The following is a 26,213-nucleotide window of genomic DNA, read 5'->3' on the forward strand; positions in this document are numbered from 1 at the left end:
CACGACCCCGCAAGTCACACTCGGGGTAGCGCCGCTTAAGTGATCATGGAGAACATTTCACTTGTTCTGCGAGATCGCCTGTGGGCACGTTTGTGTTCATGACATCGATGCCAACACCGGCTCCCGGAGATGCCACCGGCGCGCTCTCCTCTCCCTCACCCTCACCCTCCTCCTCGTCGTCCTCCTCCCTCTCCCCTTCCCCCTCCCCCTGGCGCAACCGGGACTTCCGCACCCTCTTCGGCGCCGCCACCCTCAACCAGCTCGGCACGAACACCGGCTACGTGGCCGTCCCCCTGCTCGCCCTCACCGCCCTCGACGCCACCGCCGCCCAGGTCGGCACCCTCGCCGCGCTGTCCACGCTCGCCTTCCTCCTGATCGGGCTGCCTGCCGGCGCCTGGGTCGACCGGCTGCGCACCCGCCGGGTCCTGATCGCGGCGGACCTCGCCCGGGCGGTCCTCTTCGCCTCGCTCCCGCTCGCGTGGTGGCTGGACGTGCTGACCCTGGCGCAGCTCTACGCGGTCGTCCTGCTGAACGGCTGCGCCACCGTCTTCTCGGACGTCGGCTCGCAGAGCGTGCTGCCCCAACTGGTCGGCCGCGGCGGCCTGGTCCGGGCGAACGCGGCCATGGTGACCCTCATGGCCGCCGCCAACATCGCCGGCCGCGGCGTGGGCGGCGCGCTGATCGCCACCCTGACGGCCCCGTTCGCGCTGGCCTGCGCCTCGGCCGCGTACCTCGCCTCGGCGCTCCGCCTCACCCGGGTCCGGCCGACCCCGGCGCCGCCCGCAACCGCCCGTATCCCGCTGCGGTCCCAGATCGGGGAGGGCCTGCGGCACGTACTGGGCCACCCCGAGCTGCGCGCGCTGGCGCTGGCCGCGACCCTGAACAACCTGGGCAGCGCGGTCCTCAACACCATGCTCCCCGTGCTCTTCGTCCGTGAACTGGGCCTGTCCCCGGCCGCGCTGGGCCTGTTCTGGGCGGCGGGCGGCGTGGGCCTGCTCCTGGGAGCCCGCCTGGCCCGGCCCTTCGCCGCGCGCGTGGGCTACGGCCGCGCCCTGCTGCTGAGCCTGACCCCGGCGGCCCTGCTGGTACCGCTGCTCGACCACGGCCCGTGGCTCTGGCTGGCGGGCGCCGGCTGGCTGCTGGCCATGATGAAGATCGGCTCGGACAACGTCCTCGGGGTCAGCCTCCGTCAGCACCTGACCCCGGACCCGCTCCTGGGCCGCATGAACGCCACTTTCCGCTTCACCCTGACGGGCGCCCTGGCCCTCGGCTCCGCCGCCTCGGGCCTCGTGGCGGAACTGACGTCGCTCCGCACGACCCTGTGGACGGGGGCCGCGATCCTGGCCCTCTCCTTCATCCCGGTCGCGGTCTCCCCGATCCGGCGCAGGAGGACGGGGGTGTGAGGGGCGAAATCCGGTGGCCGGGCGGAACCCGCTGCGCCGTCACACGGCCCGCCCCGGACCGGAGCGGCCGATCCGCTGCGCGTGTTCATCGTGACCACGTTCGACCTCGACGAGTACGTCTACGGGGCGTTGCACGCCGGGGTCGCGGGGACGCTGATCGTCTAGCCGGGCGGCGCCCCGCGCAGATGACGCACGAGCCGCTCGAGGGCGGTCCAGCTCTCGGCGGTCTCGCCGTCGCCGAGCGGGTAGTAGAACGCCGGCCGGGCGCTCGGGCCGAGCCGCACCGGGCGTTCCTTCAGCGGCGTCCTGCTCGCGGTGTCGCGCCCTGCCTCGCGGACCTCCTCGGGGCCCAGCACGAAGGCGTAGGGCAGCGGCGGGCTTTCGAAGTGGGGTGGGGCGCTCAGGTCCCGGCGCGCCGCGCGCAGCTGGCACAGCATGGTCTTCAGCCCGTACCGGGTCACCAGCTCCTCGGCCAGCCCGGGCAGTGCCCCCAGCGGAAGCTCCTCACCGGGGCCGTAGCCCACGGTGAGGGTGATGTCCTCTTCCACACCCTCCGGGGTGCGGATCACGCGCAGGGTGGCGACGGCAGGCCGGTCCGGGGCGCCGACGACGACCGTCCAGGTGGACCGGGGAGCGCGCTCGTACGCCAGGTCGGTCAGCTGCCGCCGCGACCAGGTCAGGCCGGCCGGCTCCGACGTCCCCCAGCCGGCCGGCGGGCCGCCGGTCAGCGCCCGCCAGGCGGCTTCCAGCGCGCCGCCGAGAACGAGGTCCTCTGTCGGGCGGTGCAGGGCACGGAAGGAGACGACGAGCTGACGCTCGCCGGTGGGTCCGGCCTCCGTGAACGCGTCCGATACCCGGGTCTCACCGTTCTCGTCCCGGGCCGGGGAGAAGGCGTCGTCCTGCCAGGTCAGTACCGCGCCGGTCAGCCCGTCGTAGTAGCCGCACCGCTCGTCCTGCACCACCCAGCGCGAGGGCATGGACTCCAACAGCATGCGGGTGGGGAGGGAGAGGCGGCAGTGTGGCGGGGTGACGATCTGCAGCGACCGGTCGCTCTCCAAAGTGGCCCGCAGCGCCTCGGAGAGCCAGCTCGTCATGGGGACGACCGGGCGGTCCTGGAGGACGACCGCTGCCGCGTCGGTGAGCATGTCCACGGCCGGCTGGGCGGCGGCGGGGACCGGTACGGCAGTGACGCCCGAGACGTCGACCGGGCGGGCCGCGCCGGCGGTGCCGGGGGCGTCCGGCGGATAGACCCGGCCGCCCAGAAGCATGGTCATCCGGGCCGCGAAGGCACCCGCGAGCTCCTCGGCCTGGGGGACGCCCACGGCGGCGCGGGCCTCGATCCACCACGCCGGGCCGTCGCCGGACGGCTCGGCGCCGGGCCCCAGCAGCCGCGCCGCCTCGCCCGGCACCTGGAGCAGCAGCGGCACCTCGATCGAGACGAGCGGCCGGCCCTCGGCGTCGCACAGTTGGACCACGGCACCCTCGCCGGTGGTGTCGACCCGCAGGTCCGGGCCGCCCGCGAGCAGGCCCGCCAGGACGCTCAGCGCGTCCGGCATGCGCTCGGTGAGCGCGATCACGTCCTTGGTCATGCAGTGTTCCTCTTGGTCATCTCTGGTCGGTGGTCGTCTCGGTGTCGCCGTCCGCGGCGGCGGGCGCCGCCCGGATCAGTCGGTCGCTTCGGTCGTCGTCGTCCTGAGCAGCGCCTTGGCGCGGACGAGGAGGTCGTCGTCCGCCAGTTCCACGGAGCCTGCTTCGGCGTCGGTCACGACGCGCCGCAGGATCCTGCTCCATTCGCCGACGAACTCCTGTGCCCCCACCGTCACATCGCCCCGCTCGGTGAGTGACGACTCGTGGTTCCCCAGCGTGCTGTGCCAGCGCGCCCGGATCCTCAAGTCGCCGCCCTCACGGGTCAGCTCCCATTCGGCGGAGAAGGTGTCCGATCCCCAGAAGACCCCGGCTCCGGAGAACTCCGGGCGCCGGACCTCTTCGAGCAGCGGCACCAGATCGTCGAGCAGCACTGCGATGTCGTAGCGGTACGTCAGCCGAATCGGCACCCGGTTCCACACGAGGACGGCGTCCTCGGCTCCGGAGGAGTACATCTCACCGACGGCCTTCTCCCCGTCGGCCGGCGCACGCACCCCACGGCCCACGACATCCTCTTCGAACACCCGCTCGTTGCCGACGGCCAGCAGGTACTCGCCGCACTGCCGACCCTCCGGACGTACCGCATCGGTGCGGTTCGACTCCGCCGGTCGATGACGCCGGGGGCCTCGAAGCCCGCATCCGGACAGGTGATGACGGGGACACCGCGGGCGCTGCGCTGTCGGCTCAGGCCGCGAGCAGGGCCTTGGCGCGGAGGAAGAGGTCGCCGTCGTCCAACTCCATAGACTCCGCCTCGATATCGGTGAGGATCCGCCGCAGAACCTTCGCCCACTCGTTTACGAATTCCTGTGTATGGACCACCACGTCGCCCCGCTCCGCCAGGAGCGACTCGTGGCTCCCGAGCGTGCTGTGCCAGCGCGCCTGAATCCGCAGCGAATCGCCCTCGCGGACCATCCTCCATCCGGCCGAGAATGTGTCGCCCCCCCAGAAGACCTCGCCCTCCGGGCATACCGGCCGCTGGATTTCCTCGAGAAGGGGCACCAGGTTCCAGGTTCCAGGTTCCAGACGAGGATGGCGTTTCGGCCTCGGAGGGGGACATCTCACCAACCGCATCAGCCATGTCGGCGACGGATTCACGCGTCCGAATGGCCGGGCAACCCGCCTGGATCGAGAAACTCACCTTCGTTCCCATCGCACCGTCGTCCGTACCCCATGGAGACGGGGTGGCCGGCGCACCGCCCCAGCCGTGCACCGGCCGCCTCCGCAGACCCGCCGACGAAGCCCTACCCGCCGTTAGCCCGGCGGCATGGGCTGCTCCGGCCCATCGTTGAACAGATAGTCATACATTGCCCGGAGGTAAGCATTCAGGGTTTCCCGGTCGGGGAATTCGATGTCGGTCAGCCGCTCGTATTCGGCCGGCCCAAAGGAGTCGTCTGTGATGATCTCCTCGAATCCCGTGCGGATCAATTCCACGTAAGCGTCGCTGAAGCTCAGCAGAGTGGGCCTCAGATGACTACTCGTCTCATACCCCCGCTCAAGATCCAGGTTTACTCTGAGAAAATTCTTGAAACGCGCGTCCATTGAAATCTTTCTCTACGGATGACGGCCGTGCGCCGGATTGGCGAACATGGTGTGGAGACGGTATTGCCCGTCAGGCATCAGTCGATAAACAGGCAGGATGGTTCCGCCCTCGAAGTCCACCGGCTTGAATTCGCCCAGGTTAGCCGGGTCACGATAGTAGCCGGTGAACCTCTCCTCTGCTCCGGGCCCGAGTACGTCCTCGATCGGCGTCTCCATAGCCTCACTTCCGGTACGCGCCATCTCGTCGCGGAAGTAGGCATCGGCGCGCACCATGTCTTCTGCGTTGTCGAAACGCGTCGCGAACGCGCCGACTCGGTGGGCACCGCCGCTCACACCGTCCACCGTGGTCCCGGTCAACGGGTCGATGTTGTTTTCGGACTTGACCAGACCCGGATAGTTCGAGTTCGGCCCGTACATCTTCGGCGCCCCGTTGCTGTCGCGGGCCACCGTGCCGAGCCGGTCGGTCAGGGCTTTGTCATCAGGGTGGAGGTGGCGGCCCGGTGCGTGCCCCTGGCCGCCCTGCTGGTCGTCCAACTCCTTGATGCGATCGTCGACCACCTTGGGGTCCATCGGCTGGTCTCCGGCGCCACCGGGCGAAGCGTCGGGTGCGTCGCCCTGGCCGCCTTCACCCGGGTTGCCCGAGGCGTCGTGGCCGCCGCCGTCACCCTGGTGCGCAGCGCCCGACCCGTCACCCTGGTGCGGACCGCCCGAGCCGTGGCCGTCGCCGCCCGTCGAGGTGGTGTCGCCGTGGGTGGCGGTGCCGCCGCCCGCCGCGCCCGGGTCGGTGCCGCCATGGGTCCCGGAGCCACCGCCGCCTGGCGTGGTGTGACTGTTGTGGGCCGTGTTGTGGCCCGTGCCGCCCGGGGTGTGGGTGGCCGTGCCACCGACGGAGTGGTTGGCCGTGCCGCCCGGGGTGTGGGTGGTGCCACCCGTCGAGTGGGATCCGCCGACCGGGTGTGCCGAGCCGGTCGGGTGGCCGGTCCCGTTCTCCACGTGGCTGGGGCCGCCCGCGCCCTCGAGCACCTTCTCCCTGACGGGAACGGTCTCGTGCTCCTTGACGTTGGGCAGGTCGTCCTTGTGCGGCTCCCTGACGGGTTCGGTGTCGGCAACGACGTTGCCGTGTTCGTCCCTGATGTGGCCGTCATTGCCGATGACGCGCTTGTTGCCCGCATGGTCGACGTACTCGTGGCCGGGGGGCGCCTTCTCGCCGGAGCCGGCGGGAGTCGAGGGCGAGTCCCCCGTGTGCCCGGGAGCCGGGGCCGCGTCGGCCGGGTGCGGCGACGTCCCCGTGGGCATGTTCCTGGCCATGTCGTCGACGCCCGCCCGGCTGGCTTTGAAGCCCTCCATGAGGTCGCCGACCTTGATCTTGGTGATGCCCGCAGCCTTGCCGAGGTAGCTCATCGGATCGACGAGCGCGCCCGCCTTGCCGATCACGGTCAGGGCCTCCGCGCCCGCGCCCAGCTTTCCGGCCTGGCCGGCCTTGCCGAGCTTGAGGAACGTGCCCGAGCCGAGGGTCACGACGTTGAACAGCACCGTCCCGAACGCACGCGAGGGGTCCTTGCCCCACTCGTCCCACGCGACCAGCGACTTGCCGAAGTTGCGCAGGGCCGCCTTCTGGCGTTCACGGTCACTGTGGTCTTCCGGGCCGAACATCTTGTCCAGCGCCCAGTCGTACGGCGTGATGATGTACCCGCTGACGCCGCCGAAGACATCACCGATGCTCGACCACGTCTTCTTGAAGTTGTCCCAGTCGAAGACGTTGACCATGCTGCCCAGGCCCTTGAGCGTGCCCACGACACCGTCGACGAAGAAGCCCTTCAGCGCGCCGCCGACGTTGTCCTTCGTCCACTCCCAGGCAGCCCGGAGCCCCGTGTATTCACGCTCGTCCGCGGTTCCCCAAGGCGTCTCCTTGGCGTCCTTGACGTCGCTGTCCCTGAAGCCGTACATGCCGGCCTTGTGCGAACCGTCGTCGACGTCGAAGTGCGTACCGCCCACCAACGCGGTGATCTTGTTGGCCGCATCACGCTCGACGCCCTGGAACGCCACCCACGTCGTACCGACCTCACGGACGAGGCGCGCGTTCTCGTCGACCTTGCCCTGGTCCTGCTGCCAGTCGTCGTCGTCCTTGTTGTCCGCGACGAACTTCACCGCATCCGTGCGGAGTTGCTTCATCTTGGTCACCAGCGGACGGGCGCTCGACGCGAAAGTCGTCAGCGCACCGCTGGCGGACTCCAGCTTCTTCGCGAACTCGTCCGCCTTGTCCCGCACCGGAATCGTCGAGTTGAGCAACTCCTCCTGCTCAGGAGCGTCATAGACCGGATCCAACGCCTGAAAGGCGCTGTGAACGTCCTTGCCCGTACCGCGAATGCTGGAGGCGGTCTTCTTCAGCGAAGCCGCATGCGTCTCCAGATTCTCCAGGTTGCCCGTGAAGGTAGGTATCTTCCCCGGATCGATCACTTCTTGGGGCCCTTCATCTCTTCCGGAGTCGGAGCCTTGGAGTACTCGTCCTGCTTGTTCTTCGCCATCTGCAGGTCGCCCTTGACGTACTCCTCAGTGGCCAGGCGCGCCCCGGTGATGGACTTCCCCGTCCGCACGGGAAGGAACTTCAGGTCGTTCTCGGTTCGCTGCTGGAACTCCTGCAACGCCTGAGCCACAGGACCGAAGGCGCCCCCCTTGGGGATCTCGGTCCCGCCCAGAACCATCGTGCCCGCCGACGTCGCGGCGCCCACCAAGCCGTCGCCGTAGGACTCGAACTCTTCCTCGAACTTGCCGCCCGCCTCGGCGGTCTTGCTCAGGACTTCACGAACGCCATCCGGCTTGATGTCCCATGTGGACACGTGTTGCCCCCCGTTCTGTAAAACGTTTCTTCCCAGTGCCCCGACGTCAGCCGATGCGTCAGCCGATGGCGTCGACGGCGGCCTTGGCCCTGACCTGCGGCCGATGCGCCGCGCCGTCGTTCGTCTCCATCGTCGAGCGCGGCAGCACGATGCACCGAAATTCGCCCGCCGCCATTCCGCACTGGTGTGCCATGTCTATCAACTTGGCATTGCTGTCTGCAAAGTGAGTACGGGTCACACCCGCATACCTGTTACTGAGCAGTGACATTCCCCGCGGAATCAGCCATCACTGTCACGCGCTTGTGACACAGCGCGGATCGGCCTCGCCGACGGGACCCATGGAAACGGATCGAGGGCTCACAGCAGCAGCTGCAAGCCCTCGATCCGCCAGGAGCGGCGGCCCCTACGCCGTGCGTCGCAGCAGCGCCAGGTACATCGCGTCCGTACCGTGCAGGTGCGGCCACAGCTGTACGTCCGGGCCGTCGCCCAGGCCCGGTACGCCCGCCATGTACGGCCGGGCGTCGATCAGTTCGGCGGACACCGGGGCCTGGCCCGCGCCCCGGCCCTTCAGGACGTCGTCCACGACCACACGCGTCTCCGCCAGGTGCGGCGAGCACGTCGCGTAGCCCACGACACCGCCCACCCGCACCGCCGACAGAGCCTCCCGCAGCAGCGCCCGCTGGAGCGGCGCGAAGCCCTCCAGATCCTCCGGGCGGCGGCGCCAGCGGGCCTCCGGGCGGCGGCGCAGGGCACCCAGGCCCGTGCACGGCACGTCCATCAGCACCCGGTCGAAGGAGCCCGGCCGCCACGCCGGCCGGGTGCCGTCCGCCGCGATGACCTGGTACGGCCCGGGGTTGCCGGACAGGGCCTTCCCCACCAGGCGGGCCCGGTGCGGCTGCTTCTCGGAGGCCAGCAGGAACGCCCCGCGCTGCGCCGCCAGCGCCGCCAGCAGCGCCGCCTTGCCGCCCGGGCCGGCGCAGCCGTCGAGCCAGCGCTCGTCCCGGCCCTCGACCGGCACGGCCGCCAGGGCCATCGCCACCAGCTGGCTGCCCTCGTCCTGGACACCCGCGCTGCCGTCGCGCACGGCCTCCAGCGCGCCCGGCTCGCCGCCCTCGGCCATCCGCACGGCGTACGGGGACCAGCGGCCCGGCAGCGCGGACTCCTCGCCCACCGCCTCGAGCAGCTCTTCCGGGGTGGACCGCCCCGGCCGGGCCACCAGCGTGACCTCCGGCCGCTCGTTGTCCGCCTCCAGCAGGTCCTCGATCCCGGCGCGCCCGCCGCCCAGCGAGTCCCACAGGGCGCTGACGATCCACCGCGGGTGCGAGTGGTACACCGCGAGGTGTTCCTCGGCGTCGTCCTCGTACGGCGGCGCCACCCGCTCCAGCCAGCCGTCCAGGTCGTGCGCGGCGATCTTGCGCAGTACGGCGTTCACGAACTTCGCGCGCCCGTCCCCGAGCACCACCCGGGCCAGCTCCACGCTCGCCGAGACGGCCGCGTGCGTGGGGATCCGGGTTCCCAGAAGCTGGTGCGCGCCGAGCGAGAGCACGTCCAGCAGCGGCGGGTCCACCTCCCGCAGCGGCCGGTCGATGCACGCCTTGATCACGGCGTCGTAGGTGCCCTGCCGGCGCAGCGTCCCGTAGACGAGCTCGGTGGCCAGTGCCGCGTCGCGCGCCTGGAAGCTCTCGTCCTGACGGGCCTTGCGCAGCAGCGGCGGCAGCACGAGGTTGGCGTACGCGTCGCGCTCGTCCACCGCCCGCAGCACCTCGAAGGCCAGCAGCCGGACGGGGTCCTTCTGGGGCCGGCGGTACGGCTTGGCCTGCTTGCCGGACGGCTTGCCGCCGCCCGCGGGACGCCGACTGGGCTGACGAGGCTGTTCGCTCACGTGAAAGGTGCTCCGGAGATACGAGTGCTACGAGTGCTACGAGTGCTACGAGTGTGCAGGCAGGACAGAGAGGGGCAGCGAGGCCGCCGGTGTGACGCAGCGGCTGGGTTCAGCCTACGTCGGCGCCGCCGAGCCGCTCGCCGGGCGCGATCCGCACCCCGCGCGCCCAGTCTGCGCCCCGCATCGGCTTCTTGCCCTGCGGCTGCACCCACAGCAGCTCCACGGCGTGCGAGCCGGTGCCGACGTAGATGTTGTTCTTGGCCGGAGCCAGCACGCCGGGCTCCAGGTCCGTACGGTCGGGCACCAGGCCGACCGAGATCAGCTTGAGCCGCTCCCCGCGGAAGACGGTCCAGGCACCCGGTGCCGGGGTGCAGCCGCGCACGACGCGGTCGGCGCGCATCGCCGGGGCCGCCCAGTCGATCCGGGCGTCCTCCACGGTGATCTTGGGCGCGAGCGAGATCCCGTCGGCGGGCTGCGGGACGGCGCGCAGGGTGCCGTCCTCGATGCCGTCCATGGTCGCGGCCAGCAGTCCGGAGCCGGCGAAGGCGAGCCGGGTGAGCAGGTCGCCGCTGGTGTCGGTCGGCCGGATCTCCTCGGTCAGGATGCCGTAGACGGGGCCGGAGTCGAGGCCTTCCTCGATCAGGAAGGTGGAGGCGCCGGTGAGCTGGTCCCCCGCCATGATCGAGTGCTGTACGGGCGCGGCGCCGCGCCAGGCGGGCAGCAGCGAGAAGTGCAGGTTGACCCACCCGTGCTTGGGGATGTCCAGGGCACTCTTGGGCAGCAGCGCCCCGTACGCGACGACCGGGCAGCAGTCCGGACCGATCTCGCGCAGCCGGGCCTGGAAGTCGGGGTCGCGCGGCCGGGCCGGCTTGAGGACCTCGATCCCGGCCTCCTCGGCGCGCTGGGCGACGGGGCTGGCGACGAGTCGACGGCCGCGGCCGGCGGGTGCGTCGGGCCGGGTGACGACGGCCGCGACCTCGTGCCGCCCGGAGGCGATGAGTGCGTCCAGGGCGGGCACGGCGACCTCGGGGGTGCCTGCGAAGACGAGCTTCACTGGGGTCCTACCTCGCTATCTCGGCTGTCAGCAGCGCACCAGTCTATGGGGCGTACCGCCTGGGGATGTCCTGTGCCCGTCAGGGGGCGTACGCACACACACGCGCCCTTCGCATATGCCGACACGCCCCCTGAGCGTGACCTGGGCGCCGGGTGGCGCGTTGGTCAAGAGAGATTGACCAAAACGGGCCGCTTCGCGAACGGTTTCCGCGGCCCGATCCGCCCTTCAGCACCGGTTCGAGAGGCTTCTTCATGGCCGACCACGCCACCCACGACGCCCAAGCCCGGGCCAGCCTGCACCTTCTGGTGCGGGACATCGAGCGGGTTCGCCGGCAGGTGGATGCCCTGCGTACGCTCACCGCCCAGCTCGGCAATGTGTACCGCCCGCGCCGCTCCGGCCCGTCCACGGGCTTCGTCGTGTACGGCCGGGCGCCCGCGCCCACCGTCCGCCTCGCCCAGGAGCTGCGGGACAGCGTCGAGACGCTGGTCACCGCCGCCGTGGACTTCGACCGTTCGCTCGGCTTCTCGTGGGACGCGGTCGGCTCGGCGCTGGGTGTCACCAAGCAGGCCGTGCACCGGCGCTACGGCGCCCGGCGCGCGCAGGCCGCGGAATCCGCGGAGCCTGCGGCCGAGGGAACGACCACCCGGCCCCTGGGTCCGCTCCCCACGATCCCGGCGGCCCGATCGGTCCCGCCGCAGCCGCAGCGCGAGGACTCCCAGCCCGCCGTGAGCACCCCCCGCTCGCCGGCCTTCCCCGGCCCCCGCAACGGGTGACCGCCGCCCTCAACGGCTGACAGCCGCCCGCCGCCGGGACGCCGACCCCCGACGGCACCAGCCGGGCCCCGACCCCGGCGGAGCGCCCCACGGGCCCCCCCGCCGGGGTCGTCCGCCGTCCCGGTTCCACCCCGGCGGCATGCGGCCGGGGTGGAACCCGGGCAGCGGCAGCCGGTCCGTCAGCCGATGTCCAGCGGGTCGATGCGGACCCGGACCGACTCCGATGCCGGGACGCCCCGCGCCATACGGGCTGCCTGCGCCGATTTCAGGGCGGCCGCCAGGGCCGCGCCGCTGCCCGGCGGGACCCGGACCAGCGCCCGCTCTCCCGGCGAGGGCTCACCGCGCCGCCCCGGGAGCGGCACCGGGCCGAGGATCTCCGCGTCGGGCGGCAGCCCGGCGCCGGCCAGGAAGGTCTCGACCGCCTCGCCCCGACCCGCCACCGCCGCCATCCGCGACACCGGCGGGAAACCGAGCTGGGCCCGTTCCGCGAGTTCGCGGACGGCATGGCCCACCGGGTCCCAGCGCACCAGTGCCTGTACCGGCCGCAGCGTCGGCTCGGCGACCACGACGACCTGGCCGGCGCCCCGGACCAGCGACGCGGCCGCGATCCACCGCCGCAGCGCGTCCTCGCCCGCCCGCAGGTCGGGCCGGGTCAGCATCGCCCAGCCGTCCAGCAGCAGCGCCGCCGCGTACCCCTCCCCCGCCGCGACCGGTTCCGCCCCCGGGGTGCACACGATCAGCGCCGGCCGGTCCGGCACCTCGTCCAGGACGTGGTCGCGCCCGGACGTCCGTACGGGCACGGCCGGAAACGCCCGCCCCAGCTCCTCGGCGGTCCGCCGCGCGCCGACCACCTGGGCCCGCAGCCGGAACGACCCGCACTCCTCGCAGTGCCAGGACGGTTCCGCCCGCCCGCACCACCCGCACTGCAGGTCCCGCTCGTCGGGGGCCTCCAGCGGCCCGGCACAGACCGTGCAGCGGGCCGGCGTACGGCAGCGCTCGCACGCCAGCCGGGGCACGTAGCCCCGCCGTGGCACCTGGACGAGCACGGGCCCGGTCCGCAGCCCTTCCCGTACGGTCTCCCACGCCAGGCTCGGCAGCCGCGCCGCCCGGGCCGCCTCGTCGCGGGCCAGCAGTTCGTCTCCCACGGTGCGGATCCGGGGCGCGCAGGCCCGCACCGTCTCGCGGTCGGCGACCAGCGGCCGCGCCCAGCCGGACTCGACCAGCTGGGCGGCCTCCACGGTGCAGCTCGTGCTCCCGGCCAGGAAGGCGCAGCCGTCGCTGACGGCGCGCAGTTCCAGCACCTCCCGGACGTGCGGGAAGGGCGCGCGGTCGTCGCTGTGGCTGGAGTCCCCGTCGTCCCAGACGGCGACCAGCCCGAGGTCCCGTACGGGCGCGAACATCGCCGCCCGGGTGCCGACGACGGCCCGCACCGAGCCCCGGCTCACGGCGAGCCACTGCCGGTAGCGCTTCTCGGGCCCGGACTCGGCGGTCAGCAGCGCGTGCCGCCCCTCGCCGAGCAGCGCGGTGAGCGCCGTGTCCACGCGGGCGGCGGTCCGCCCGTCGGGCACCACGGCGAGGGCCCCTCGGCCGGAGGCGAGGGTGGCGGCCATGGCACGGGCGAGCTCGTCGGCCCAGCCGGGGCCGGGCAGGGCGGTCCAGACGGCGCGCGGAGTGCCACCGGTGGCGAGGGCGCGTATGAAGGCCGGGCCGGAGCCGTACCGCTGCCAGCCGCCGGGGTCGGGCGCGGCGGGCGGGGGCAGCGGCTCGGGCGAGGGCTTGGCTTCGGCACGGGCGTTGCGAGGGGGCAGGGCGAGCTGGAGCACGTCGGCCAGGCTGCCCGCGTACCGGTCGGCGACGGCCCGGGCGAGCGCCAGCATGCGCGGTCCGAGCACCACCTCGGGCGAGACGACGTGGGCGAGCGCGGCCAGCGCCCCGTTGTAGTCGGACTCGGCGCGGCGCTCGACGATGAAGCCGTCGATGAGGCCGCCGCCCTCGCGGCGGCCTCCGTGCACCTGGTGGGAGCCGGCGCCGAAGCGGACCCGGACGCGGACGCCCGGCTGCGCGGCCTCGGAGAGTTCGGCGGGGACGGCGTAGTCCCAGAGCTGGTCGAGGTGGAGCACACCCTTGTTCACGAGGATGCGGGCAACGGGCAGCTCCTCGGCGAGGGCGGCCCCGCGCCAGGTACGGGGCTTCGCCTTGGGCGCCTTGGCCTTCGCCTCGGCGACCATCTCCCGGATCAGCGCCAGCTGCTCCGGCGGGGAATCGTTCGCGCTGCTCACACCAGCATTCTTACCAAACGCGACCGACAACGGCCGGGGCGGCGGCTGCGTCCCCCGGGCATGCGAACGGCCCCGGACCAGGTGGTCCGGGGCCGTTCGGCGAGTGGTCCTACAGACCGGCGGCCGCGCGCAGCGCGTCCACGCGGTCGGTGCGCTCCCAGGTGAAGTCCGGCAGCTCGCGGCCGAAGTGGCCGTAGGCGGCGGTCTGGGCGTAGATCGGGCGCAGCAGGTCCAGGTCGCGGATGATCGCGGCCGGGCGCAGGTCGAAGACCTCGCCGATCGCGTCCTCGATCTTCTGGACCTCCACCTTGGCGGTGCCGAAGGTCTCGACGAACAGGCCGACGGGCTCGGCCTTGCCGATCGCGTACGCGACCTGGACCTCGCAGCGCGAGGCGAGCCCGGCGGCGACGACGTTCTTCGCGACCCAGCGCATCGCGTACGCGGCGGAGCGGTCGACCTTGGACGGGTCCTTGCCCGAGAAGGCGCCGCCGCCGTGGCGGGCCATGCCGCCGTACGTGTCGATGATGATCTTGCGGCCGGTCAGGCCGGCGTCGCCCATCGGGCCGCCGATCTCGAAGCGGCCGGTCGGGTTGACCAGCAGCCGGTAGCCCTCGGTGTCGAGCTTGATGCCGTCCTCGATGAGCTGGTTCAGGACGTGCTCGACGACGAACTCGCGGATGTCGGGAGCGAGCAGCGAGTCCAGGTCGATGTCCGAGGCGTGCTGCGAGGACACGACGACCGTGTCCAGGCGCACGGCCTTGTCACCGTCGTACTCGATGGTGACCTGCGTCTTGCCGTCGGGGCGCAGGTACGGGATGGTCCCGTTCTTGCGGACCTCGGAGAGCCGCTTGGAAAGCCGGTGCGCGAGGTGGATCGGCAGCGGCATCAGCTCGGGCGTCTCGTCGCAGGCGTAGCCGAACATCAGGCCCTGGTCGCCGGCGCCCTGCTTGTCGAGCTCGTCCTCGTCGCCCTCGACCCGCTTCTCGTACGCCGTGTCGACACCCTGCGCGATGTCCGGGGACTGCGCGCCGATGGACACCGACACGCCGCAGGAGGCGCCGTCGAAGCCCTTCTTGGAGGAGTCGTAGCCGATCTCGAGGATCTTGTCGCGGACGAGCTGCGCGATCGGCGCGTACGCCTTCGTCGTCACCTCTCCCGCGATGTGCACGAGACCCGTGGTGATGAGGGTCTCCACGGCCACGCGCGAGGTCGGGTCCTCGGTGAGGAGCGCGTCGAGGATCGTGTCGCTGATCTGGTCAGCGATCTTGTCGGGGTGGCCCTCGGTCACAGACTCCGAGGTGAACAGACGACGGGACACAACGCTCCCTGGGGTTGCAGCGGCTGCTGGCTGATCATTTGGCGGAACCATATCGGGGGCTGCGCCCGATCACGTTCCGAATGCAGTTTATCGGTCACTACCGATGAACGGACCACCCGTCTCGCCTTATGGGAGCCGTGTGACCTGCGGCACTCCATTCTGGCGTACGGATGTGGCCAGGCAAAGAGATCCACCTCAGGCGCGTCGCGCCGGAAGGCGGGCCGCCACCTGGTCCCACACCAATTCCGCGAGACTCTCCTTCGGACCATAGGGGACCTGAGTCTCCGACCCATCCGAGGCCAGGATCACAGCCTCATTCTCCTCCGAACCGAAGGTCTTGGCCTCACCGACCTCATTGACGACGAGAAGATCACATCCCTTGCGCCGGAGCTTGGCGCGCCCGTTGGCGAGGACGTCATCGGTCTCCGCGGCGAACCCCACGACGACCTGGCCGTCCCGGGCCCGGTCGGCCGAGACCTCGGCGAGGACGTCTGGATTGCGCACGAGCGCGACCGGCGCCGGCTCCTGCCCGTCCTTCTTCTTGATCTTCCCGCTCGCGTACTCGGCGGGCCGGAAGTCGGCCACGGCCGCGGCCATCACCACGGCGTCGGCGTCCGCCGCCGCCTTGAGGACCGCCTCCCGCAGCTGTACGGCCGTCCCCACGCGTACGACGTCCGCCCCGGCCGGGTCGGCCAGCGCGGTGTTGGCCGCCACCAGGGTGACCCGGGCGCCGCGCGCGACGGCGGTACGGGCGAGCGCGTACCCCTGCTTGCCGGAGGAGCGGTTGCCGAGGAAGCGGACCGGGTCCAGCGGTTCACGCGTGCCGCCCGCGCTGATCACCACGTGCCGGCCGGCGAGGTCCGGCTCGGACACGCCGCGCGCCAGGACCCTGCGGCACACCTCGTAGATCTCCTCCGGGTCGGGCAGCCGGCCCTTGCCGGTGTCCTTGCCGGTGAGCCGGCCCACGGCCGGTTCGATGACGACCGCTCCGCGCCGCCGCAGCGTGGCCACGTTCTCCTGGGTGGCGGGGTGCTCCCACATCTCCGTGTGCATGGCGGGGGCGAAGACCACCGGACAACGGGCGGTGAGCAGCGTGTTCGTGAGCAGGTCGTCGGCCAGTCCGTGGGCGGCCTTGGCCAGCATGTCGGCGGTGGCCGGGGCGACCACGACGAGGTCGGCGGACTGCCCGATCCGTACGTGCGGCACCTCGTGGACGGTCTCCCACACCTCGGTGGAGGCGGGATTCCCGGACAGGGCGGCCCAGGTGGCCTCGCCGACGAAGTTCAGGGAGGCCGCCGTGGGCACCACCCGCACCTCGTGCCCGGACTCGGTCAGCAGGCGCAGCAGTTCGCACGCCTTGTAGGCGGCGATCCCGCCGCTGACCCCCAGCACGACCTTCGGCTTACCCACCGGACACTCCCCTTCAGGATCCATCTCACTGTGACACCTATGGGGCCTATGACACACCACAGGCCCGGCAGATGCTCTGCCGGGCCTGTGGTGAAGAGATTTCTCGGTGCCTTACTGAGCCGGGGCCTCGATGGCCTCGGAGGTCAGCAGACCCGCGTTGATCTCGCGCAGCGCGATCGAAAGCGGCTTCTCGTGGACGTGGGTGTCCACCAGCGGGCCGACGTACTCGAGCAGGCCCTCACCGAGCTGCGAGTAGTACGCGTTGATCTGACGCGCGCGCTTGGCCGCGTAGATCACGAGGCTGTACTTCGAGTCAGTGGCCTCGAGCAGCTCGTCGATCGGCGGGTTGATGATGCCCTCGGGCGCAGTGATGGAAGAGGACACGCTCTACCTTCCGAAGAATGGGTGAAAGATCAAGCATTGACCGACATGAACATCGATCAACGATCAGACAACTTCCATCAAGGCTAGCAGCTCACGGGCCACGTCCTCGACGGAGGTATTGACAAGGGTGGTGTCGAACTCGGACTCGGCAGCCAGTTCGATCTTGGCCGACGCGAGCCGTCGCTCGATGACCTCGGCCGACTCGGTGCCCCGGCCGGTGAGCCGGCGGACCAGCTCGTCCCAGCTCGGCGGGGCCAGGAAGACCAGCTGCGCTTCGGGCATCGACTCGCGGACGAGCCGGGCGCCCTGGAGGTCGATCTCCAGCAGGACCGGTTCGCCGTTCTCCAGGCGTTCCAGTACCGCGCTGCGCGGTGTGCCGTAGCGGTTGCCCGCGAACTCGGCCCACTCCAGCAGCTCGCCATTGGCGATCAGCTTGTCGAACTCGTCGTCGTTGACGAAGAAGTAGTGGACTCCGTGTCGCTCACCGGGCCGCGGCTTGCGGGTGGTGGCCGACACCGAGAGCCATACCTCCGGGTGGACCTTGCGCATATGCGCGACGACCGTGCTCTTGCCGACCCCTGAGGGGCCGGAGAGCACGGTCAGCCGCGGACGAACCTCTGCTGCCATAGAGCGATTATCCAGGTTCCCGGGACTGCATGAGAACGCCGGAAGAACTCCGGGCGACGCGTCAGCCGGCAGGAGTGCCGAACTCACGCTCCAGAGAAGCGATCTGGTTGGAACCGAGACCTCGGACACGCCGGGACTCGGAGATGCCGAGGCGCTCCATGATCTGCTTGGCGCGCACCTTGCCCACGCCAGGCAGGGACTCCAGCAGGGCGGAGACCTTCATCTTGCCGATGACGTCGTTCTCCTGGCCCGTCTTGATGACCTCTTGGAGCGAGGCGCCGGAGTGCTTGAGTCGATTCTTCACCTCGGCCCGCTCCCGGCGAGCCGCGGCGGCCTTTTCGAGCGCGGCTGCGCGCTGTTCAGGGGTAAGGGGCGGAAGAGCCACGCCTACGTCACCTCGGATGTCGAACTGTCGGATACGGACCGGTGGAGAACCCGCAGGCACCCCACCAGGCGAGCTCCCGAACAGCGATAAAACTCGTTCGCTGCACGTTCACTCTGCTCGGAGACTAGCGGCCAAGACCGCTCCAGTCAGCGAGAACGGACGAAAAGTCCTGGTCAGCCTCCGCCGAACCGTACATCACGGACAAAATGCCCCTGTTTTGTCCGGTGAAAGACGTTCGAATTTCGTCAGGCCGTGCGATCTCGCCGTCCGGCGACACCCGTGAGCGGACCGAATCCGTGTGCGGGAGGCCCGCACACGGACGGACCGGGCGGCGGGATCAGGCGGAGACGGCCTCGCGGATCTCGTCCGCGAACTGCCGCGCCGAGGCCCTCAGGGCCGCCACGTCCGGACCGTTCTTCAGCACGCCCCGCGACACGTTCGGCACGACGTTGCGCACGGCCTTCCCGAACACCGCCGGCAGGTCCGCGGCCGTCGCGCCCTGCGCGCCGATGCCGGGGGCCAGCAGCGGGCCGTTGATGTCCAGGTCGAAGGAGGACAGATCGCCCAGCGTGGCGCCGACCACGGCTCCGAAGGAGCCCATCGGTGCCGCGCCCTCGTTCTCCGCCGCGAGGTGCGCCAGCATCGTCGCGCCGATCGTCCGGCCGTCCTCGCGCAGCGCCCGCTGGACCTCCGCGCCCTCCGGGTTCGAGGTCAGCGCGAGGACGAAGAGACCGGCCCCGGACTCGCGTGCCAGGTCCACCGCCGGGCGCAGGGACCCGTAGCCGAGGTACGGGGAGACGGTGAGGGCGTCCGAGAAGAGCGGCGAGGACGGCGAGAGGAAGGTCTCCGCGTACGCCGCCATCGTCGAGCCGATGTCGCCCCGCTTCGCGTCCATCACGACGAGGGTGCCCGCCGCCCGTGCGTCGGCCACGCTCCGCTCCAGCACCGCGATGCCGCGCGAGCCGAACCGCTCGAAGAAGGCCGCCTGCGGCTTGAAGACCGCCACCTGGTCGGCCAGCGCCTCCACCACGGTGCGCGAGAACCGCTCCAGGCCCGCGATGTCGTCGTTCAGGCCCCAGGAGGCCAGCAGGGCCGCGTGCGGGTCGATGCCCACGCACAGCGGGCCGCGGGAGTCCATCGCCGCGCGGAGGCGGGTACCGAACGGGGTCACGGGGGTCACGGTCACTGCGCGGCCTTTCGGTTCTCGGCGCCCACCGCTTCGGCCAGCGTCGCGTACGGGCTGTTGGCCAGGCGCGCGGCCAGGCCCTTGTGGATGGCGCGGGCGTAGAAGGGACCCTCGTAGATGAAGGCGCTGTAGCCCTGGATCAGCGTGGCACCGGCCAGGATCCGCTGCCAGGCGTCCTCGGCGTTCTCGATGCCCCCGACGCCGACGAGGACCAGCCGGTCCCCCACACGGGCGTACAGGCGCCGCAGGACCTCCAGGGAGCGCTCCTTGACCGGCGCGCCCGACAGTCCGCCGGTCTCCTTCACCAGGGACGGTGCGGACTTCAGGCCGAGGCCGTCGCGCGCGATGGTCGTGTTGGTCGCGATGATGCCGTCCAGGCCCAGTTCCAGGGCCAGGTCCGCGACCGCGTCGACGTCCTCGTCGGCCAGGTCCGGGGCGATCTTGACCAGCAGCGGGACCCGGCGGTCGGTGACCACCCGGTCGGCGGCCTCCCGTACAGCCGACAGCAGCGGGCGCAGCGACTCCGTCGCCTGGAGGTTGCGCAGGCCCGGCGTGTTCGGCGAGGAGACGTTGACGACGAGGTAGTCGGCGTGGCGGGCGAGGCGCTCGGTCGAGGCCACGTAGTCGCCCACCGCCTCCTCCTCGGGCACGACCTTGGTCTTGCCGATGTTGACGCCGACGACCGTCTTGAAGACCGGGTTGCGGGCCGCCAGCCGCGCGGCGACGGACTCCGAGCCCTCGTTGTTGAAGCCCATGCGGTTGATCAGCGCGCGGTCCGGCACCAGCCGGAACAGCCGCTTCTTCGGGTTGCCGGGCTGCGCCTGGGCGGTGACCGTGCCGATCTCGACGTGGTCGAAGCCGAGCATCGACATGCCGTCGATGGCGACGGCGTTCTTGTCGAAGCCGGCCGCGAGGCCGAAGGGGCCGTGCATGCGCAGGCCGAGCGCCTCGGTGCGCAGGGAGGCGTGGCGCGGGGCGAGCCAGGCGGCGGCGAAGGTGCGCAAGCCCGGGGTGCGGGCGGCGAGGCGGATCCAGCGGAAGGCCATGTAGTGGGCCTGTTCCGGGTCCATCCGCTTGAAGACCAGGTTGAAGAAGAGCTTGTACATCGGGGGAGGTTCCTCCGTCCGGTCATGGGAAGGGGGACACCCGTTGTGAAACCGGTGTCCCCCTTCCTCGTACGGGCTGCTAGTCGCGGGCCGCGGTCAGGTGCTCCGCGTGCTCCTGGAGGGAGCGGACGCCCACGTCGCCGTGGCCGAGCGCCTCGATGCCCTGGACGGCCGCGGCGAGCGCCTGGACCGTGGTCAGGCACGGGACGCTGCGCGCCACGGCCGCCGTGCGGATCTCGTAGCCGTCGAGGCGGCCGCCGGTGCCGTACGGGGTGTTGACGATCAGGTCGACCTGGCCGTCGTGGATCAGCTGGACGATGGTCTTCTCGCCGTTCGGGCCCTCGCCCTCGCTGAGCTTGCGCACCACGGTGGCGTTGATGCCGTTGCGGCGCAGCACCTCGGCGGTGCCGGAGGTGGCCATCAGCTCGAAGCCGTGGGCGACGAGCTCGCGCGCCGGGAAGATCATCGAGCGCTTGTCGCGGTTGGCGACGGAGATGAAGGCGCGGCCCTTGGTGGGCAGCGGGCCGTAGGCGCCGGCCTGGGACTTGGCGTAGGCGGTGCCGAAGACGGCGTCGATGCCCATGACCTCGCCGGTGGAACGCATCTCCGGGCCGAGGACGGTGTCCACGCCGCGGCCGTGGATGTCGCGGAAGCGCGACCACGGCATGACGGCCTCCTTGACGGAGATCGGCGCGTCGATCGGCAGGGTGCCGCCGTCGCCGGTCTTCGGGAGCAGGCCTTCGGCGCGGAGCTCGGCGATGGTGGTGCCGAGCGAGATGCGGGCGGCGGCCTTGGCGAGCGGGACGGCGGTCGCCTTCGAGGTGAAGGGGACGGTCCGGGAGGCGCGCGGGTTGGCCTCCAGGACGTAGAGGATGTCACCCGCCATCGCGAACTGGATGTTGATCAGGCCGCGGACGCCGACGCCCTTGGCGATGGCCTCGGTGGAGGCGCGCAGGCGCTTGATGTCGAAGCCGCCGAGGGTGATCGGGGGCAGGGCGCAGGCCGAGTCGCCGGAGTGGATGCCGGCTTCCTCGATGTGCTCCATGACGCCGCCGAGGTAGAGCTCGGTGCCGTCGTAGAGGGCGTCGACGTCGATCTCGATCGCGTCGTCGAGGAACCGGTCGACCAGCACGGGGCGGGTCGGGGAGATCTCGGTGGACTCGGCGATGTACGCCTCCAGCCGGGCCTCGTCGTAGACGATCTCCATGCCGCGGCCGCCGAGCACGTAGGACGGGCGGACGAGGACCGGGTAGCCGATCTCGTCGGCGATGGCCTTCGCACCCGTGAAGGTGGTGGCGGTGCCGTGCTTGGGGGCGGGCAGGCCCGCGTCGGCGAGGACCTGGCCGAAGGCGCCGCGGTCCTCGGCGGCGTGGATGGCCTCGGGCGAGGTGCCTACGACGGGTACGCCGTTGTCCTTGAGCGCCTGGGCGAGACCGAGGGGGGTCTGGCCGCCGAGCTGGACGATGACGCCCGCGATGGGGCCGGCCAGCGACTCGGCGTGGACGATCTCCAGCACGTCTTCGAGCGTCAGCGGCTCGAAGTACAGGCGGTCGGAGGTGTCGTAGTCGGTGGAGACGGTCTCCGGGTTGCAGTTGACCATCACGGTCTCGTAGCCGGCGTCGCTGAGGGCGAAGGAGGCGTGGACGCAGGAGTAGTCGAACTCGATGCCCTGGCCGATGCGGTTCGGGCCGGAGCCCAGGATGATGACCGCGGGCTTCTCACGCGGGGCGACCTCGCTCTCCTCGTCGTACGAGGAGTAGAAGTACGGGGTCTTCGCGGCGAACTCGGCGGCGCAGGTGTCGACCGTCTTGTAGACCGGGCGGACACCCAGCGCGTGCCGGACCTCGCGGACGACGTCCTCGCGCAGGCCGCGGATCTCGGCGATCTGGGCGTCGGAGAAGCCGTGGCGCTTGGCCTCCGCGAGGAGCTCGGGGTGGAGCTTGTCGGCGGCGGCCAGGTCGTCCGCGATCTCCTTGATGAGGAAGAGCTGGTCGACGAACCAGGGGTCGATCTTCGTGGACTCGAAGACCTCTTCCTGGGTGGCGCCGGCGCGGATGGCCTGCATGACGGTGTTGATGCGGCCGTCGGTCGGGCGGACCGCGGTGGCCAGCAGCTCGGCCTTGTCACCGGGCTCGCCGACGAAGGTGAACTGCGAGCCCTTCTTCTCCAGCGAGCGCAGGGCCTTCTGGAGGGCCTCGGTGAAGTTGCGGCCGATGGCCATGGCCTCGCCCACCGACTTCATGGTGGTGGTGAGGGTGGAGTCGGCGAGCGGGAACTTCTCGAAGGCGAAGCGCGGGGCCTTGACGACGACGTAGTCGAGGGTCGGCTCGAAGGAGGCCGGGGTCTTCTCGGTGATGTCGTTGGGGACCTCGTCGAGCGTGTAGCCGATGGCCAGCTTGGCGGCGATCTTGGCGATCGGGAAGCCGGTGGCCTTCGACGCGAGCGCCGAGGAGCGCGAGACGCGCGGGTTCATCTCGATGACGATGACGCGGCCGTCGACCGGGTCGATCGCGAACTGGATGTTGCAGCCGCCGGTGTCGACCCCGACCTCGCGGATGATCGCGATGCCGATGTCGCGCAGCCGCTGGTACTCGCGGTCGGTGAGCGTCATCGCCGGGGCGACGGTGATCGAGTCACCGGTGTGGACGCCCATCGGGTCGAAATTCTCGATGGAACAGACGACGACGACGTTGTCCTTGGTGTCGCGCATCAGCTCCAGCTCGTACTCCTTCCAGCCGAGGATGGACTCCTCCAGGAGCACCTCGGTGGTCGGAGAGAGCATCAGGCCCTGGCCGGCGATGCGGCGCAGCTCCTCCTCGTCGTGGGCGAAGCCGGAGCCGGCGCCGCCCATGGTGAAGGAGGGGCGGACGACGACGGGGTAGCCGCCGAGCGTCTCGACGCCCGCGATGACGTCGTCCATGGTGTGGCAGATGACCGAGCGGGCGGACTCGCCGTAGCCGATCTTGGCCTTGACGGCCTCGACGACGCCCTTGAAGAGGTCGCGGTCCTCGCCCTTGTTGATGGCCTCGACGTTGGCGCCGATGAGCTCGACACCGTACTTCTCCAGCACACCCTGCTCGTGCATGGAGATGGCGGTGTTCAGCGCGGTCTGGCCGCCGAGGGTCGGGAGCAGCGCGTCGGGGCGCTCCTTCGCGATGATCTTCTCGACGAACTCGGGGGTGATCGGCTCGACGTACGTGGCGTCGGCGATCTCCGGGTCGGTCATGATCGTCGCGGGGTTGGAGTTCACCAGGATGACCCGCAGGCCCTCGGCCTTGAGGACGCGGCAGGCCTGGGTGCCGGAGTAGTCGAACTCGGCGGCCTGGCCGATGACGATCGGGCCGGAGCCGATGACCAGGACGGACTGGATATCGGTGCGCTTAGGCACGCTCGGCCTCCATCAGGGATACGAAGCGGTCGAAGAGGTACGCGGCGTCGTGCGGGCCCGCGGCCGCCTCGGGGTGGTACTGGACGGAGAAGGCCGGCTGGTCGAGCAGCTGGAGGCCTTCGACGACCTGGTCGTTCAGGCAGACGTGGGAGACCTCTGCGCGGCCGTAGGGGGTCTCGGAGACCTTGTCGAGGGGCGCGTCGACGGCGAAGCCGTGGTTGTGCGCGGTGACCTCGACCTTGCCGGTGGTGCGGTCCTGGACCGGCTGGTTGATGCCGCGGTGGCCGTACTTCAGCTTGTAGGTGCCGAAGCCGAGCGCACGGCCGAGGATCTGGTTGCCGAAGCAGATGCCGAAGAGCGGGGTCTTGCGCTCCAGTACGGCCTGCATGACGGCGACGGGGCCGTCGGCGGTGGCCGGGTCACCCGGGCCGTTCGAGAAGAAGACGCCGTCCGGCTGCACCGCGTAGACGTCCTCGACGGTGGCGGTGGCGGGCAGCACGTGCACCTCGATGCCGCGCTCGGCCATCCGGTGCGGGGTCATGCCCTTGATGCCGAGGTCCACGGCGGCCACGGTGAACTTCTTCTCACCGATCGCGGGGACGACGTACGCCTCCTTGGTGGCGACCTCCGCGGACAGGTTGGCGCCGGTCATCTCGGGCGCCTGGCGCACCTTGGCGAGCAGCATGCCGTCGTCGGCGATCGCGTTGCCGGAGAAGATGCCGACGCGCATGGCGCCGCGCTCGCGCAGGTGGCGGGTCAGGGCGCGGGTGTCGACGCCGGAGATCCCGACGACGCCCTGCGCGACCAGCTCCTCGTCCAGCGAGCGCCGGGAGCGCCAGTTGGACGGGACGCGGGCGGGGTCGCGTACGACGTAACCGGACACCCAGATGCGGGAGGACTCGGGGTCCTCGCCGTTGACGCCGGTGTTGCCCACGTGCGGGGCGGTCATCACGACGACCTGGCGGTGGTACGAGGGGTCGGTGAGGGTCTCCTGGTAGCCGGTCATGCCGGTGGAGAACACGGCCTCACCGAAGGTCTCCCCGTGGGCGCCGTAGGCGCGGCCGCGGAAGATCCGACCGTCCTCCAGGACGAGTACGGCGGGAGTTTTGGCTGCTCCCCTGGTGGAGGTCGTCATCGTTCGGCGCCTTCCGTCGTGATGGATTGGTTCATGAGATTGACGGCTTCGACCCAGGCGGCGTGTTCGGCCGCGCGGTCGGAGCGGAATCCGGAGTCGATCAGCTTGTCGCCGTGCGCCCATGTGACGACGAGCAGACCGCCCTCGGTGAGTACCTTGCCCGCGATTCCCTTGTCGAGGCGGGCGCCGCGCAGCTGCGCGGCCGGTACGAAGAAATCGGTGGCACCCGGACGGACCACGTCGAGGCCCGCGTCGGTGAGCGTGAGCTCGACCCGGCTGCGGACGCCCAGACCGTGGGCGACGATCCGGTCGAGCCACTGCCCGGCGGTGGTGGACCCGTGGTACCGGCCGGTCAGGGCCAGCCGGTGCTCGGGGAGACCGTCGGGCGCGGCGGGCAGCTCCGGCAGATCGTTCTGCAGAGCGCCGCGCCATTTCCAGCCTTGCCGCATCAGCCAGTACACGAACGCGATGAAGACGACCAGGCCGACGACCCACGCCATGCGTGCGCCGAAGCTGGTCACCTCCGCCGACTGACGTTCGGCGGCCTCGGCGGCCAGTTGGATTACTGCAGGTGTCACGCCAGCGTCCCGTCCACGACCGTTGCCCGGCCCCGCAGGAAGGTGTGAGTGACGCGACCCGGCAGCTCACGGCCCTCGTAAGGCGTGTTGCGGCTGCGGGAGGCGAAGTGTGCGGGGTCCACGACACCACGGTACGAGGTATCGACCAAGGTCAGGTTCGCGGGTTCACCTGCCGAGACGGGGCGGCCGTGGTTCTCCAGGCTGCCGATCCGCGCGGGGGCGAAGGACATCCGCTCCGCGACGCCCGCCCAGTCGAGCAGCCCGGTCTCCACCATCGTCTGCTGGACGACGGAGAGTGCGGTCTCCAGACCCACCATGCCCATGGCGGCGGCGGCCCACTCGCAGTCCTTGTCCTCGTGCGGGTGCGGGGCGTGGTCGGTGGCGACGATGTCGATCGTGCCGTCGGCGAGCGCCTCGCGCAGGGCCATGACGTCGCGCTCGGTGCGCAGCGGCGGGTTCACCTTGTAGACCGCGTTGTACGAGCGGACGAGCTCCTCGGTGAGGAGCAGGTGGTGCGGGGTGACCTCTGCGGTGACGTCGATGCCGCGGGCCTTGGCCCAGCGGACGATCTCGACGGAGCCGGCCGTGGAGAGGTGGCAGATGTGCACGCGGGAGCCGACGTGCTCGGCGAGGAGGACGTCGCGGGCGATGATCGACTCCTCAGCGACCGCCGGCCAGCCGCCCAGACCCAGCTCGGCGGAGACGACGCCCTCGTTCATCTGGGCGCCCTCGGTGAGGCGGGGCTCCTGGGCGTGCTGGGCGACGACGCCGCCGAAGGCCTTCACGTACTCCAGGGCGCGGCGCATGATCACGGCGTCGTCGACGCACTTGCCGTCGTCGGAGAAGACGGTGACGCGGGCGGCGGAGTCGTGCATGGCGCCCAGCTCGGAGAGCTGCTTGCCCTCCAGGCCGACGGTGACGGCGCCGATGGGCTGCACGTCGCAGTAGCCGGACTCCTTGCCCAGGCGCCAGACCTGCTCGACGACGCCGGCGGTGTCGGCGACCGGGAAGGTGTTCGCCATGGCGAAGACGGCGGTGTAGCCGCCGGAGGCGGCGGCGCGGGTGCCGGTGAGGACGGTCTCGGAGTCCTCGCGGCCGGGCTCGCGCAGGTGGGTGTGCAGGTCGACGAGGCCGGGCAGGAGGACCTGGCCCGCGGCATCGATCACCTGGGCGTCCGCGGCTTCGAGACCGGTACCCACCTCGGCGATGGTCTCGCCGTCGATCAGGACGTCCTGCGCCTCGCCGCCGAGTACCTTCGCCCCACGAATAAGGATCTTGCTCATGA

Annotated in this window: 23 protein-coding genes and 1 pseudogene; 3 read left to right on the forward strand and 21 right to left on the reverse strand. The window is 71.1% G+C overall.

Annotated elements, in window-relative coordinates:
• Positions 1-98: 98 nt before the first annotated feature.
• Both OG737_RS03690 and OG737_RS03695 read left to right on the forward strand, forming a co-directional pair.
• Positions 99-1,403 carry an MFS transporter gene (locus tag OG737_RS03690; protein WP_405921184.1) on the forward strand — a complete coding sequence of 435 codons (1,305 nt, stop codon included), beginning with the start codon at positions 99-101 and terminating at the stop codon, positions 1,401-1,403.
• A gap of 60 nt (positions 1,404-1,463) precedes the next feature.
• Positions 1,464-1,562 (forward strand): annotated as a pseudogene (locus OG737_RS03695) (DNA-binding response regulator); the annotation flags it as partial.
• Between the two features lie 2 nt (positions 1,563-1,564).
• On the opposite strand, the gene OG737_RS03700 reads toward OG737_RS03695, so the two are convergent.
• From OG737_RS03700 to fmt, 9 genes are all read right to left on the reverse strand, one after another.
• Positions 1,565-2,992 carry a DUF6177 family protein gene (locus OG737_RS03700; RefSeq protein ID WP_405921185.1) on the reverse strand — a complete coding sequence of 476 codons (1,428 nt, stop codon included), beginning with the start codon at positions 2,990-2,992 and terminating at the stop codon, positions 1,565-1,567.
• 75 nt (positions 2,993-3,067) lie between these two features.
• Positions 3,068-3,553 (reverse strand): hypothetical protein, encoded by a 486-nt coding sequence (locus OG737_RS03705; protein WP_328924694.1) that lies wholly within the window; start codon positions 3,551-3,553, stop codon positions 3,068-3,070.
• A gap of 178 nt (positions 3,554-3,731) precedes the next feature.
• Complete coding sequence (locus OG737_RS03710) at positions 3,732-4,046, reverse strand: hypothetical protein (protein WP_405921186.1); 315 nt, start codon at positions 4,044-4,046, stop codon at positions 3,732-3,734.
• A 252-nt stretch (positions 4,047-4,298) separates the two neighbouring features.
• Positions 4,299-4,586, reverse strand: a complete 288-nt coding sequence (locus OG737_RS03715) for a hypothetical protein (protein ID WP_405921187.1) — start codon at positions 4,584-4,586, stop codon at positions 4,299-4,301.
• A 12-nt stretch (positions 4,587-4,598) separates the two neighbouring features.
• Positions 4,599-7,043, reverse strand: coding sequence for a hypothetical protein (locus OG737_RS03720; protein WP_328924697.1), 2,445 nt, complete (start codon positions 7,041-7,043; stop codon positions 4,599-4,601).
• Complete coding sequence (locus OG737_RS03725; RefSeq protein ID WP_328924698.1) at positions 7,040-7,423, reverse strand: DUF6507 family protein; 384 nt, start codon at positions 7,421-7,423, stop codon at positions 7,040-7,042. The genes OG737_RS03720 and OG737_RS03725 overlap by 4 nt, the downstream gene beginning before the upstream one ends.
• A 58-nt stretch (positions 7,424-7,481) precedes the next feature.
• Positions 7,482-7,661, reverse strand: a complete 180-nt coding sequence (locus OG737_RS03730) for a hypothetical protein (protein ID WP_405921188.1) — start codon at positions 7,659-7,661, stop codon at positions 7,482-7,484.
• A gap of 165 nt (positions 7,662-7,826) precedes the next feature.
• Entirely contained in the window at positions 7,827-9,305 is a 1,479-nt protein-coding gene (locus tag OG737_RS03735) for an RsmB/NOP family class I SAM-dependent RNA methyltransferase (protein WP_405921189.1), read from the reverse strand.
• A 109-nt stretch (positions 9,306-9,414) separates the two neighbouring features.
• Positions 9,415-10,359, reverse strand: coding sequence for a methionyl-tRNA formyltransferase (gene fmt, locus OG737_RS03740; RefSeq protein WP_328924701.1), 945 nt, complete (start codon positions 10,357-10,359; stop codon positions 9,415-9,417).
• 251 nt (positions 10,360-10,610) lie between these two features.
• Here fmt and OG737_RS03745 point away from each other — a divergent pair, with 251 nt between their 5' ends.
• Positions 10,611-11,132: a hypothetical protein gene (locus tag OG737_RS03745; RefSeq protein WP_328924702.1), complete on the forward strand. Its 522-nt coding sequence runs from the start codon at positions 10,611-10,613 to the stop codon at positions 11,130-11,132.
• 179 nt (positions 11,133-11,311) lie between these two features.
• Here OG737_RS03745 and OG737_RS03750 read toward each other — a convergent pair whose 3' ends face one another.
• The 12 genes from OG737_RS03750 to OG737_RS03805 form a co-directional block, all read right to left on the reverse strand.
• Positions 11,312-13,411 carry a primosomal protein N' gene (locus OG737_RS03750; RefSeq protein WP_328924703.1) on the reverse strand — a complete coding sequence of 700 codons (2,100 nt, stop codon included), beginning with the start codon at positions 13,409-13,411 and terminating at the stop codon, positions 11,312-11,314.
• Between the two features lie 109 nt (positions 13,412-13,520).
• Entirely contained in the window at positions 13,521-14,729 is a 1,209-nt protein-coding gene (gene metK / locus OG737_RS03755; RefSeq protein ID WP_328924704.1) for a methionine adenosyltransferase, read from the reverse strand.
• A gap of 195 nt (positions 14,730-14,924) precedes the next feature.
• Complete coding sequence (gene coaBC, locus OG737_RS03760; RefSeq protein WP_405680257.1) at positions 14,925-16,139, reverse strand: bifunctional phosphopantothenoylcysteine decarboxylase/phosphopantothenate--cysteine ligase CoaBC; 1,215 nt, start codon at positions 16,137-16,139, stop codon at positions 14,925-14,927.
• Between the two features lie 111 nt (positions 16,140-16,250).
• Complete coding sequence (gene rpoZ / locus OG737_RS03765) at positions 16,251-16,523, reverse strand: DNA-directed RNA polymerase subunit omega (protein ID WP_004948662.1); 273 nt, start codon at positions 16,521-16,523, stop codon at positions 16,251-16,253.
• Between the two features lie 63 nt (positions 16,524-16,586).
• Positions 16,587-17,150 (reverse strand): guanylate kinase, encoded by a 564-nt coding sequence (gene gmk / locus OG737_RS03770; RefSeq protein ID WP_328924706.1) that lies wholly within the window; start codon positions 17,148-17,150, stop codon positions 16,587-16,589.
• A gap of 61 nt (positions 17,151-17,211) precedes the next feature.
• Positions 17,212-17,535 (reverse strand): integration host factor, encoded by a 324-nt coding sequence (locus OG737_RS03775; RefSeq protein WP_008740406.1) that lies wholly within the window; start codon positions 17,533-17,535, stop codon positions 17,212-17,214.
• 337 nt (positions 17,536-17,872) lie between these two features.
• Entirely contained in the window at positions 17,873-18,715 is an 843-nt protein-coding gene (gene pyrF, locus OG737_RS03780) for an orotidine-5'-phosphate decarboxylase (protein ID WP_328930201.1), read from the reverse strand.
• A gap of 2 nt (positions 18,716-18,717) precedes the next feature.
• Positions 18,718-19,827: a quinone-dependent dihydroorotate dehydrogenase gene (locus OG737_RS03785; RefSeq protein WP_405921190.1), complete on the reverse strand. Its 1,110-nt coding sequence runs from the start codon at positions 19,825-19,827 to the stop codon at positions 18,718-18,720.
• 79 nt (positions 19,828-19,906) lie between these two features.
• Positions 19,907-23,215, reverse strand: coding sequence for a carbamoyl-phosphate synthase large subunit (gene carB / locus OG737_RS03790; protein ID WP_328924708.1), 3,309 nt, complete (start codon positions 23,213-23,215; stop codon positions 19,907-19,909).
• A complete protein-coding gene (gene carA / locus OG737_RS03795) occupies positions 23,208-24,350 on the reverse strand; it encodes a glutamine-hydrolyzing carbamoyl-phosphate synthase small subunit (RefSeq protein WP_405921191.1) in 1,143 nt (380 codons plus the stop codon). The genes carB and carA overlap by 8 nt, the downstream gene beginning before the upstream one ends.
• A complete protein-coding gene (locus OG737_RS03800) occupies positions 24,347-24,928 on the reverse strand; it encodes a hypothetical protein (RefSeq protein ID WP_328924710.1) in 582 nt (193 codons plus the stop codon). Before OG737_RS03800 ends, carA begins: the two co-directional genes overlap by 4 nt.
• Positions 24,925-26,211, reverse strand: coding sequence for a dihydroorotase (locus OG737_RS03805; protein WP_328924711.1), 1,287 nt, complete (start codon positions 26,209-26,211; stop codon positions 24,925-24,927). Before OG737_RS03805 ends, OG737_RS03800 begins: the two co-directional genes overlap by 4 nt.
• Positions 26,212-26,213 lie beyond the last annotated feature (2 nt).

The sequence above is a fragment of the Streptomyces sp. NBC_00122 genome (assembly GCF_045160845.1).
Taxonomy (GTDB): domain Bacteria; phylum Actinomycetota; class Actinomycetes; order Streptomycetales; family Streptomycetaceae; genus Streptomyces.